The organism is Acaryochloris sp. CCMEE 5410, assembly GCF_000238775.2.
Classification (GTDB): domain Bacteria; phylum Cyanobacteriota; class Cyanobacteriia; order Thermosynechococcales; family Thermosynechococcaceae; genus Acaryochloris.
Genome location: NZ_AFEJ02000002.1, coordinates 599,491 through 612,235, shown reverse-complemented (window position 1 = coordinate 612,235; position 12,745 = coordinate 599,491). Strand labels below are relative to the sequence as shown.

The 12,745-nt window shown below is 49.7% G+C and carries 5 protein-coding genes and 1 pseudogene; 2 read left to right on the top strand and 4 right to left on the bottom strand.

Annotated elements, in window-relative coordinates:
- Window positions 1-11 precede the first annotated feature (11 nt).
- The gene (locus ON05_RS23605) at window positions 12-971 is read left to right on the top strand and encodes a hypothetical protein (protein WP_039779579.1); all 960 of its coding nucleotides are present in this window, start codon (window positions 12-14) and stop codon (window positions 969-971) included.
- 107 nt (window positions 972-1,078) lie between these two features.
- On the top strand, window positions 1,079-3,106 hold the full coding sequence (ligA, locus tag ON05_RS23600) for an NAD-dependent DNA ligase LigA (RefSeq protein WP_010471707.1): 2,028 nt from the start codon (window positions 1,079-1,081) through the stop codon (window positions 3,104-3,106).
- Between the two features lie 56 nt (window positions 3,107-3,162).
- Here ligA and ON05_RS23595 read toward each other — a convergent pair whose 3' ends face one another.
- From ON05_RS23595 to ON05_RS23580, 4 genes and pseudogenes are all read right to left on the bottom strand, one after another.
- On the bottom strand, window positions 3,163-3,837 hold the full coding sequence (locus ON05_RS23595; protein WP_010471708.1) for a response regulator: 675 nt from the start codon (window positions 3,835-3,837) through the stop codon (window positions 3,163-3,165).
- The gene (locus ON05_RS23590) at window positions 3,834-6,302 is read right to left on the bottom strand and encodes a PAS domain S-box protein (protein WP_262562489.1); all 2,469 of its coding nucleotides are present in this window, start codon (window positions 6,300-6,302) and stop codon (window positions 3,834-3,836) included. Before ON05_RS23590 ends, ON05_RS23595 begins: the two co-directional genes overlap by 4 nt.
- A 134-nt stretch (window positions 6,303-6,436) precedes the next feature.
- A pseudogene (locus ON05_RS23585) lies at window positions 6,437-7,827 on the bottom strand (ISKra4 family transposase).
- On the bottom strand, window positions 7,824-12,740 hold the full coding sequence (locus ON05_RS23580; protein ID WP_262562322.1) for an AAA family ATPase: 4,917 nt from the start codon (window positions 12,738-12,740) through the stop codon (window positions 7,824-7,826). Before ON05_RS23580 ends, ON05_RS23585 begins: the two are co-directional and overlap by 4 nt.
- Window positions 12,741-12,745: the final 5 nt, after the last annotated feature.

The following is a 12,745-nucleotide window of genomic DNA, read 5'->3' as shown; positions in this document are numbered from 1 at the left end:
TAGGGCATCCTATGCCAAAGCCCGACTGGCTACGGCAAAAAATCCAGGCTAGAACGGTAGGTGATAGCTGGCGTAGGTGGTTGATGGATATGACGAAACTTTTTGGCTATCAGCGTCAGGTTTGCTTGTTGTCAGCTTTTATGGTGGGATTGCTGGTTCAACCTGCTTGGTCCCGGTCTCATTCCCCTCTTTTGACACCCGTTGCCCAACCCTTTGTCCATCCAGCAGAGAAAACGGTTGACTATGGCCTGCTTGTTCGGGCCATGCGCCAGTTCTTAGCCAACGATCGTTATTTGCTCCAATCAGAATTGACCCTGGAGGCTAAAACGCCTGGGGCAGATCTCGTTTCAGTGGCTCAAATCCAAACCATTTCAGAAGAGCCTAACCGGTTCAGAACCAAGATTAGCTTTAGGGACCAAACGGGGGAAGTGGGGAGAGAATATCTGTTAGTCTCAGACGGTCAACACGTTTGGACCCACGATCTCAGTAAAAATGTTTACTCGGTTCGTGACTATCAACAGTTCCAAGATGCCAATGATAACTTTCTCTCGGGTATGCTGTCTCGGTTGTTTTCAACCATCCGTAATAGCGCTGGGAAAGACAATATTGCCTTGTTGGTGAATGTGCCAGAAGACAAGCTGGTGGAGATTTTGGAATCTAAGTTTGCACCGGATAAGGCTGGACTCAAGTCTGATACCCAACGGTTAGAGGGGGCTCAATACACCACCTACTCCTATTTGGATCAAACGAAAGGCTATCAGCTGCAGGCCTTTATAGATGAGTTGACCTCTGAAATTAAGTACTTGCAAATGGCCAGTCAGAATCCCCAAACCTTGGACTTCAATATTCAGGAGAAGGTGATTCAATACACCAATCCCCTTGCAGTTCCTGCCGACGCCTTTCGCTTTGTCCCTCCTACCGGGGCCAAGCTGCAAAAAACACCGATTTCGATCAATCCATTCCTTCAGTGATTGTTCATTTTTTTACTTCTAAACCAGAGTGGGATATACCCTAGCTTCTGGATATCTCTAACTGAGATGAAATTGCCGACCTAATACTTTGGGAGATTTTGTGGACTGTGAACACAGTATCCTCTTCAGATCAAGCACGGGTGCAAGAGCTGCGACAGTTGCTGCAGAAAGCAAGCTATGCCTACTACGGGTTGGATGCTCCCATCATGGAAGATGCCATTTATGACCAGCTTTATCACGAGCTGGTGGATTTGGAGGCCCAGTATCCCCAACTGATTACGACTGATAGCCCCACCCAGCGGGTGGGAGAACGTCCTGCCACTCAGTTTGTGTCGGTTCAGCATCGGATTCCCCTTTATAGTTTGGAAAATGCTTTTGACCGAGGTGATATGGACACCTGGGATGAGCGCTGGCATAAATTAGTCCCCAACCTCAGCCAAGAGCCGGGGTATGTGACCGAACTCAAAATCGATGGATCGGCGTTGGCCTTGACCTATGAAAATGGGCTATTGGTGCGGGGCACTACCCGAGGCGATGGCACCAAGGGAGAAGAGATTACCCAAAATGTGAGAACGATCCGCTCCATTCCCCTGCGCTTGAATATTGAACATCCCCCCGAATGGCTAGAGGTGAGAGGGGAAGCGTTTTTGGGGCTACAAGTATTTGAGCAAATCAACCGCGATCGCATCCAGGCAGGAGAAGCCGAGTTTGCCAATCCCCGCAATGCCGCCGCTGGTACCCTCCGTCAGCTTGACTCTAAAGTGGTGGCTGAACGCAAGTTGGATTTCTTCGCCTATACGATCCATATTTCTGGCCCCACGGATGATTTGGCCCTTCCCCAAACCCAATGGCAAGCCTTAGAAACCCTGAAACAGCTCGGTTTTCGGGTTAATCCCAATCGACGCCAGTGCGGAAGTCTGGCAGAGGTGCAGACTTACTATGATGACTGGTCCTTAAAGCGGCTCGATCTGCCCTATTTGACCGATGGAGTGGTGATTAAGCTGGATGATTTAGGGGTACAGGACGAACTGGGATTTACCCAGAAGTTTCCCCGCTGGGCGATTGCCTGGAAGTATCCACCGGAAGAAGCGGCCACTCGCATCGAACAGATTACGGTTAATGTCGGACGGACTGGCGCCCTTACCCCCGTGGCTGAATTTAAACCTGTCCAGTTAGCGGGGACAACAGTCTCTCGAGCCACGCTACATAATCGCGATCGCATCTCGGAACTCGACATCCATATTGGCGATACGGTCGTCGTCCGCAAAGCCGGAGAAATTATTCCTGAAGTGTTGCGGGTTTTGCCTGAGCTGCGGCCTGCAGGTGCTCAGCCCTACCAGATGCCCACAGAATGTCCGAGCTGTGGACAGCCTGCCGTGCAGCTCGAATCGGAAGCGGTGACCCGCTGTGTCAATGCCTCTTGCCCTGCCATCTTGCGCGGATCGCTGATTCACTGGGTCAGCCGAGGGGCTTTAGATATTGATGGCTTAGGGGAAAAGATTGTCGGTCAGTTGGCCGATTCCCAAATGGTTCAGTCTGTGGCTGATTTATATGAACTGAATGAAGACAAACTAATGGACTTGGATCGGATGGGGACGAAACTGGCTCGGAAGATTGTGAGTGCGATCGCAACCTCCAAACAGCAGCCCTGGCATCGAGTCCTCTACGGATTGGGGATTCGGCATGTGGGCAGTGTCAACGCTCAATTACTAACCGAAAACTATCCGACGGTAGACGCATTAATGGCCGTGGACGGCGATGCAATTGCAACCATCCACGGGATTGGTCCTGAAATTGCCCAATCTGTTTATGAATGGTTTAAAACCCCCACGAACCAGACCCTGATTCAACGCCTACAGGCAGCGGGTCTGCAGTTTGAGGCCATCGTATCTGAGCCGACTCAGCCTCAAACCTTATTGGGGAAAACCTTTGTGATTACCGGAACATTGCCGACCTTGAAACGCGATCAGGCCAAACAGATGATCCAAGATGCAGGGGGCAAAGTCACCGGATCTGTGAGTAAAAATACATCCTATGTGGTGGTTGGTGCAGATGCTGGCTCTAAACTTACAAAAGCACAATCATTAGGCATTAACCAACTATCGGAAGCCGATCTCCTGGCACTATTACAGTAGAAATTGAGACAGAACGGGCTTATCCTCAAATCCCAGATGGCTCTGTTGATAACGTATCAATTGGAGTCTGATTGACCTAAATAATCTCTAAGTATCCCTTCGATCTCTTCAATCTTGAATTGTTTGGATAAAATTATGAGCGGTTGGGCAAATGCAGCATACTGGGTGTCAGCTGCAACCAGCTGATCGAGTTGTTCGCGCAAGTCTTTGACAAAACCACTGGCAGCATATTCCAGCAAAACAGTCAGCTTCTCCGGAGGCGGCACAATGATATCAGTACTCGGAGTGGTCAACCCAGTCTGTTTAGATGTTTGTCCCTCGGGTAAAGCTTCATAAATCCACTCCAACTGCAGCAGTTCAGCAATCGTGTGATACAAATTCTGTGCATCAATGGGCTTTGGTAGAAAAGCATCACAACCCGCCTTAAATGCTCTGTTCTGTACATTTTGGTTAATCGTTGCCGACGTCGCAATCATCTTTATCGTTTTGATGGGTTCAGATTGGCGAACGGTAGCTAAAAAATCATAACCATCTATGCCTGGCATGATCAGATCAGTAATGACTAGATCGGGGGTTCCCTGATTCAGAATGTCGAGTCCAGCCTGTCCCTGCTCTGCCTCAAAGACAGTAAAGCCCACCAATTCTAACAACGTCGACAGGACGACTCGATTTTCCCATCGATCGTCGATGACCAACACTTGTCGCCGTTTTCCTTGGTAATCAACAATCACAGGATTACTCTGCTGTTAATCTTCCCCTGCTCCGCTAGGGGAAGATTAACCGTAAAGGAAAATTCGCTGCCTTGTTGAGGCTGACTGGTGACATGAATTTCACTGACCATCAGCCGGACAATACGCTGACTAATGGCCAGTCCCAAGCCCGTCCCTTCAGCTTGTTTATGTTGATCACCGACCTGTTCGAAGGACTGGAAAAGTTTGACCAAATCTTGCTCAGCAATGCCTACCCCTGTATCGATAACCCGGAAAGAGATGGAAACCTGCTGTTCCGAAAGGGGGGCGACATCGACGATAAAGGCCACCGAGCCATGATCCGTAAATTTGACAGCATTCCCCAATAGATTGAGCAGAACCTGTTGCAAGCGCTTGTCATCCACCTCAACCTGCTGAGGAAGCTGGGAACTGGGTTGATAGTGAAATTGAATCCCCTTTTGATCAGCCTTAACTTTGCACATTTCGACGACAGTCTGTAAGAGGTGAGGCAGATTGACTGCTTTAGGGGTCAACTCCAGTTTGAGCGCCTCGATCTTAGAAATGTCCAGAATGTCATTAATCAGGTTCAGCAGGTGGGAACCACACTGATAAATGGTGTCTATCCCTTCCCGTTCTTTATTCGATAGGGATTCTGAGCGGCGCAGGATTTGGGCATAACCCAGAATGCCATTGAGGGGCGTACGGAGTTCGTGACTCATATTGGCGAGAAAAAGGCTTTTGGCTTCGTTCGCCGCATCGGCTTTTTCTTTGGACTCAGCCATGGCTGATAGTAGCTCTGCTTGCTTGAGGGCAACGCCTAAATGACTGCAGACCTGTTCAAATAGCCTGACCTCACCGGGCTGCCATGCTCGGGGTTGGGAATGATTGTAGGCCGCCAGTAACCCCCAGAGCTTCTGGCCGACATAAATTGGGACTACCAGGTAGGCTCTGATATTAAATCGCTCCAGAACCTCAAGGTGACAGGGGGACAGATCTTTCTCGTAGATATCATCAACCTGGTAAGTGGTGTTAAAGACACAGGGATTCCCTTCTTCATTCACAAGGAAGGAATCATTCCACTCGGCTTGACGAGAGCTAAAAACTAACGGTTCTAGCGTCTCTTGTTTCGACTCGAAAATAAACTTTCCGCCCCAATACACATCAAATTTGTAAACCGTTACCCGTTCACACCCCAGAATGGGCCTGACGGCTTGGGTTGTGGTGGCAAAAATATCGTTGAGGTTGAGGCTTTGGCGAATGTCTTTGGTGATCCGGTTGAGTGCCTGTTCGTACTCATTGGCTTTCTCAACCTGTTCTTTGGCGGCTTGGAGGGCAATGGTACGTTCTTCTACTTTCTGCTTTAGGGTTTGGGAATACTCTTCCAGTTGTTGATTGGCTTGTTCCAGATCATCTTCAGCTTGTCGTCGTTGAGTGACATCAACGGCCATGGAAACGACTAAGCGACGTCCATCCGGTGAAGTTCCCAAGGGGGCAGAGCTAAACTGCCAAAAACAGTAGTCGCCATCCTGTTTGCGAATAACAAACACCCCTTCATCCCAACGCTTGGTTCGGCTATATTTGGATACTATGACTTCTTCGAGAATACGGATAGCATCTGGTCCATAGGCCCGCTGGGTCCAGTCCGCTGTCGTGGGGATGTCGGCGAGGGTATAACCAGTTAACTCGGTCCATGTAGAGCTAATCTGCAGAATCTCTCCGTCTTCGGCGTGAATCATGATCGGGAAAGGCGCATCTTCGATGGCGCGTCGGAATCGTTGCTCGCTGGCGCGAAGATTGGCTTCTGCCGCTTTGCGATCGCGAATATCTCGCATGACGGTCGAAAAATTCTCAATGGTCCCATCCACTGCTTTATGGGCAATAATGACTTGCGAAACGGGGATTTCATCTCCATTCCCATCAAGGAGTGCCAACTCTCCAGTCCAACTGCCATTTTCAATCGCAGCAGGTAAAGCCTCTTCAACAATAATTTGGTTGACCCAATTGGGATGACAATCTGCAATCGAGCGATGCTCCTGATGCCGCTCCAGATCTGAACGGAGGGTTCTAAGCTGTCTGTTATGCCATAGGATTTCTCCTTGAGCACTGGCAATCCCAATGTAGTCCGGGGTCGCTTCTAGAACAGCCGTCAATCGTGCTTGATCTTGCTCCAGTAGTTTGCGATCGCTAATATCTCGGCAAATACAAATCAGTGTGTTATCTTCTAATGCCGACAAACTCACCTCTTGAGAGAAGTAACTCCCGTCTTTCCGTCGAGCCGTTGCCTCCCCTAACCAGCGCCCCTCCCGCGCCATAAGCGGGAAAACCTGTTGTTTGAATCGTTCCATCTCTTCCAGGTCATAGAGTATTTCCCAACTCTCGCCCAGTAGTTCATGTTCCTCATACCCCAGCAAGGACAGATGGCTGGCGTTGAGATAGATATATTTCCCATCCTTTAGAATTGCGATGCCAGTATCTGATGCCTCGATAGCAGAAGATTTGAGGGCGAGGGATTTATACAGCTGGGCCTGTTCTTGTTCAAGCCGTTTGCGATCGCTGATATCTCGGCAGATACAAATAAGCTTGTCATCATCCAGTAAAAATAGACTGACTTCGGGCGTAGCTAATGGATCGGGGATGCCTTAGACTTCGGAATGGTTACCCCTGGGAATAGGGAGTCAAACCGTTGATTGACCCAGGCAAGCCGCAGCATGAGTAGATGATTGAAACCATCCTCACTCCAGCGCATACCAACCCCCTTAAAGCGCTGTTGAATCAGCCACTTACAAGCACTTTCGACCATTCCTGACCCCAGCGGTATCTGTAGTTGTTCAAAGTGGCGATATTGGATGTGTCGCAGATGGCGCTGGAAATAAGCCTGTACCTGGAGCAACGTCGTAAAAGATTTGCCCGTAAACAATTGTGAGTGAATCAACATCGTCAAGGACCGCAATACTAATAGGTGTTGCCCATGTCGCAATTGGTGTCGCCAGCGCCGAAACCAGGCTTGGGCTTGAGCAGAGCGAACATCCCCAAACATCACTTTTGTTGCTCGTGCAAGATGGCCTGCTGCATGAAAAAATCGAGAACTGCCACAGCACAGTGAGAGAACAAGGTGCGGTAGACTCGCCAGAAGCCTCGCCCCCCATCACTCAACCAGATGACGCTTGGGGCCGATTCAAAGTCTTGTTTGCGGGCTTCGAGTTGCAGTAAGGGGATGAACTGGTCGATATCGCCCAATACTGCTACCAGTCTTCGACGCAGTAGTTGGGGGACACTCTTTTTAGCTCGGGTGAGCCGTGTTCCCAGGCGGGCTAAGATAGCGACTTTAACTTCTCGCCACTGGATTTTTCCCTTGGGGGTTTTCGGAGTGGGGCGAAAGGGCACCATCACACCGTCAGCAGCAATGGCCAAAGGCAGAGCAGACAACACCTCTGAAATCGCTTCACTAGGAGCCTGTTCACCTGATGCTTGAGCTTTGAGTTGAGCCTCTAGCTCCTGATAAGCTTTGTTGCCCATGACTTGCACCCAATTCCACAAGCTTGATGAACTGACGGATAAACCACTCCACTGACTCAGCATCCAACTGGCCAGTTCATAGGGCATAAATAGACTTAACAAGCAGCCTAGACGCACCAGTTCTTTACTGCTGTGCTGGTAAGAGGTAATCCCAATGGATTGGTCCAGAGGAGCTGATAGACTACCTGGACACCCTTTTGGACAACGACCCACCCGTCGCTTTCAGTAAATATTTCCCACCAGTGTCTGCATCTGACGAGATTCCCATCCCTTCGAGTGCAAGCGGGTTCCGCAGGTGCTACACCTAGGCCATTCAAATACTGTTTTTGCTCGCCGTGAGAGTTCATCCTCCAGAAGCCATCGAGCCAAATACAAACCCATTTGCAGAACGATATAAACCATCTGACTCAGGCTGGGTGATTCTTTGAGTGCTTCGACCTGTTCTAGAAATTCGTGATGCTCTAGTACGGTTGGCAATTGCGATGTTAGGCTCATGACAAGTTTTTGATTCGGGTACAGGATCTATTGTCCTTGACCCGTTTTTCTTTGAGCCATACATCCCCGATTCTGTGCTTACGCCCACTGACTTCTTCAGCGAAAGAACTGCCATCTTTGCAAGTTGCGGTTGCTTCTCCCGTCCATTGCCTTTTCTTTGCCAATGATGAGAAAGCTGTTTCCCTTAAGCGTTCTACCTCTAATGGGGAATAGAGTTTCTCCCAGCTTTGCCCCTTCAACTCTTCTACTTCATAGCCAAATAGAGAGATATGGGCTTCATTCAAATACACATATTTGCCATCTTCTAATATCGCCATGCCATCAATCGCCGATTCGATGATGGAGGATTTGAGGGTTGCCGATTTATAGAGTTTGGCATTCTCTAGGGAAATCGCAGCTTGGGAACAGAGGAAGTTAAGGACGGTGATGCGATCGCAAGTAAATACCCCAGCCATTGCTTGATTCTCTAGATACAGAAGCCCGTTGAGGCTCCCTTGATGCAGGAGAGGAAGACAAAGGACACTCCGAGGTTGACAGCCTTGCAGGTACGGATCAATGATGGGCAATTCTGCTTCCAAGCCATCAATACACAGAACTTCCTGGGTATGTTTGACGTATTGAATCAGTTGAATCGGTAGGTTAGTAGGAGCGGTCAGAGGAGTAGCATCCAGTTGTGTGGTCTCAGGCGTAGCGTTGACTCTGATTTGCCAAGAACCGTCCTCTTCCGGTAGCAAAAGATTCAATCTATCTGCGCCAGACGTCCGTAGCCCTATTCCAGCCAGTTTTTCTAGCAGCTCATCCAGATCAAGGCTGGTAGACAGCGCTTGGCCAGATCTCAAAATGGCAGCGAGATCCAGAGTTTGATTAACGCCTTGGGTGGACGGTTCAGATGTGCTGGTGGACGAATGAATGGACAGCTTCAGCGGTGCAATATTGTTTAAAGTGCCCAAAGAGGTGGATGCTTGACTGGCCTGTTGGAGAATCGGTTGGAGGAGGTCGGGATAACACCATTCCAATTCATCCGTTTTAGCGGTGGCTCCCCAACGGGCATAGCAGTAGTAAGCTGCCTGCAAGTAACCGACTGCCGCCTGTTCTTTTCCCCAATTCAGATAAAACTTGGCGGTCAGTTCATGGGCAAGGGCTTCTTCTTGGATATACTGGTTTTCCTTCGCCCCTTGAATGGCGCGGTCATAATGCTCTATCGCTTCCAGCTTTTGCCCCAGGCGAGCGTGATACTCTGCGTTAATTAAGTCCAGTTTGTGCTGGAAGTTCTCTGGGCAAAATTTTGCCCAATGCTCTAACTTGGCACGATTCGCGTGAACGACCTCTAAATCTAAGCTGGAATCTGACTGGTCTGGGGTGGCTAGATGGCTATCAGAGACTGACTCAGATAGCCTCGCCAATGAATCATAAAAGTAGAAGACTGGAACGGTTGCCTGAGCCGTTACCCCAGATAGATAGTCCACTCCTTGCCGGGCATGGGCTATGGCTTGCTCTGGTTGATTAAACCAATAGCACAGCATCAGTTTGTGAAGATGGAAGCAGAATAATCCCAACAGATTATTGGTGGCTTGATACTGTGGCAGCATCACCGTTTCATCAAACGCCTCTCCAGCTAACGCCCAAGGATCGTCTCCCTCTCCCATCAAGTTCAAGGCAACTTGACGGAAAAGCTCGTTATTCTGCAGATGGACCGCCTGCTTAATTTGACGAATATGTTCGCTGTAGAGCCGAGTTTGTTGCTCAAAGTCCCCCAGCTCTTGACCCACTAAATATGCAGATTGACTTTCGTAGTAATGACTCAGGGCCGCCGCTTCTAGACTGCCAGATTCCAGGCCATCGATATAGCCCTGTTGCAGAAGCGGAATGGCCGTATTCAAGTGCTGCTGCCAGGGCAATGTTAATGCCCCCACCATCAAAAGAACACGGGTGTTGATTTCTCGATTGCCGAACCGATCTGAGAGGGTTAAGGCTAATTGACCAAAGGCATAGCCTGCTTCAATATCATTGACCTTGCCGCACAGCACCAAACTGTAGCGAGCGTATGCTCCGGCCGAGATAGGGGCATTGCCATGCAAGATCGACAGTTTGACTTGAGCAAGAACAATCAGAGGAAAAAGCTGGGGCTGAGCCAAGTAAACGCTGACCGCAATGCTATTGAGAATGCGCAGGGCAGCCAGGGACTTCGGATCCGTCATCTCTGGTAAATCCACCAGAGACTGAATTTGAGCTTGAGGAACTAGCTTAGCTGTAGCGTCAAGAGCCTGTTGGATCTCCTGGGTATCAGGCTCCCGCGGAATATCGATATCTAACGGTTTTAGAACCTGTCGCCCTAATTCAATCGCCTCTAAAAACTGCTTTTGGGCAACCGTTGCCAGAATCTTGATTTCATAAGCTTTTGTTTGATCCAACCGCTGCACATTCTGCAATATCTGCTCAGTCCAGTGAGTAACTTGGGCAAAATCGCCATTGAGGTAGGCTACTTCAGCGGACAAGTTATGGATGGCTAGTGTTTGGGCATAATCCGTTTGCCAACTCTGGGGATGGAGGAATTGAACCGCCGTTGCCGCGTAATGCTGAGCCATATCATAGGCAATTGTCCCCTTGGCTTTTTCTCCTGCTCTGAGGTTGAGCTGGCAAAGCTGCTCTTGTTCCGTAGGATCCTTGAGGATATCAATACCGACATTCCAGTGATTAACGATATCAAAGAGTCGGTCTTCGATCTCTGTGGGGGATAGTCGGTTGAGCAGCGATCGGCCAATATCAATATGGGTGGTTTGCTTTTGCGTCTCTGGAATCAGAGCGTAGGCGGCTTGCTGCACCCGATCATGCAAAAAACGGTAGGAAGTCGTTATGGCTACTGTATCCGTGAGGTCTCGATTCTCACCCTGGAAAAACTTGTATAGGGCACTTTCGGGAATAACAAGGCCCGCTTGCAGGGCTGGCCATAGATCGGAGGCGACGGTTTGGGAGTTGCGATCGCAAACCAGTGACAAAGTAGCCAAGTCAAACAGGTTTCCAATACAGGCTGCCAGCTTTAAAACATCTTGGGTGGGAGTGGGGAGCTTTTGGAGTCGCGCTTCCATAAACGCCACGACATCATCCGTCAATGCCAGTTGTTGCACCTGGACCAAATCACACTGCCAATATCCCAGATCACGGTCAAAAGTCAGATGACCATCACTCTGCAACCCCAGCAAGAATTGGGTCATAAAGAAGGGATTGCCCTGGGTCTTTTGGTACACCAGCTTAGATAAGGGGACTGCTACTTCTGGTTCACATAGCAGGGTGTCCGCAACCAGTTGATTGACATGGAGCTGCCCAAGGGGGGCCAAGGTGATGGTGTGGACTGCGGCATGTTGCTTCTTTAGCTCATCTACCGTCAGCATCAACGGATGAGCCGGGAATACCTCATTATCTCGATAAGCACCGAGGACAAGCAGGTGGCCTGCCTGGGCTTCGACCATTAGCAATTTAAGCAGACCCAAGGAAGCCGAATCGACCCACTGCAGATCATCCAAAAAGATAACTAAGGGATGTTCTGGCGTGGTAAAGACCTGGACGAATTGGCTAAACAACCGATTAAATCGATTTTGGGCAGAGAGACCAGACAATTCTGGGACGGCGGGCTGCTCACCAATAATATGCTCCAGTTCCGGAATTACCTCCAGTAGGACCTGACCACTCTCCCCCACAGCCTCTAGAATTTGGGTTTTCCAACGGGCTAAGCGATCGTCCGTTTCACCCAGGAGCTGGGCCATTAAGCCGCGAAAGGCTTGGACAAAGGCGGAGAAGGGGATGTTGCGGTTGAACTGGTCAAACTTTCCTTTGATAAAGTAGCCCTTTTTCTGGGTGATGGGCTTATGTACTTCATGGACCACCGCCGTTTTGCCAATGCCTGAAAATCCAGCCACCAGCACTAACTCTGAATTCCCCTGGGCCACTCGTTCAAAAGCATTGAGCAACGTCTGGACTTCCGGTTCACGGCCATAGAGTTTTTCCGGTATCAAGAAGCGATCGCAAACATCTCGCACCCCCAACTCAAAGGTTTCATCGCTGTCCTGGTCGTGCCTCAGCTCTAAACACCGTTGCAGATCATGCTTTAGCCCCAACGCACTTTGGTAACGGTCTTCCGCATTCTTGGCCATCAACTTCAACACCACTTGGGAGACCGACATAGGAATCTGAGAATTCACCTCGTGGGGCGGCTGTGGTGGCTTCGCTAGATGGCAATGAACCAATTCCATCCAGTCATCCGTAGCAAAGGGAAGCTTGCCAGTCAGTAACTCATAGAGCGTTATCCCCAATCCATAAAAATCGGTTCGGTAGTCGATACCTCGGTTCATTCGTCCGGTCTGTTCGGGGGCCAGATAGGCCAGGGTCCCTTCCAAATTCCCTGGACTTTGGAGAACCTGTCGTTCTTTCGGTAAGAGGGAGGCAATGCTGAAATCGATCAGCCAGACCTGCTGAGACTGAGGATGAATCAGGATATTGGCCGGTTTAATATCCTTATGAATAATTCGCGATTGACTGAGATGGTGGAGAATATCAGCCAGTTGGAGGGCTATTTCCAGCACCTGGGGCCAATCAAGGGGCTGATGGAGGGAGTAGTGGTGAAGGGGGAGAGCATGATGATCCACCATCACCAGAACATAGCTGCTGTTCCAGGGCACCAAGCAAAGTGGTTTAACCACCCCTGGGATATTGAGATGTTGCGTCAGGGTGAACTGATTGCGAAATTTGACCAGCTCCCGCAAGTGGGGCAACCGCGACCGTAAGACCTTGAGAATGACCGATTGCTGCTGTTCCTTAGAAAAAGCTCGATAGACAGCAGAATGATGTCCTTCGTGGAGCTGTTCTGAGATGGTATAGCCTGGGATGGAAGGGAAGGGGGCATCAAGATTGGGTGCCATATTCT

Coding starts and splice junctions, on each gene's coding strand:
- ON05_RS23580 (WP_262562322.1), bottom strand. CDS start 12,740: ATGGCACCCAATCTTGATGCCCCCTTCCCTTCCATCCCAGGCTATACC.
- ON05_RS23605 (WP_039779579.1), top strand. CDS start 12: ATGCCAAAGCCCGACTGGCTACGGCAAAAAATCCAGGCTAGAACGGTA.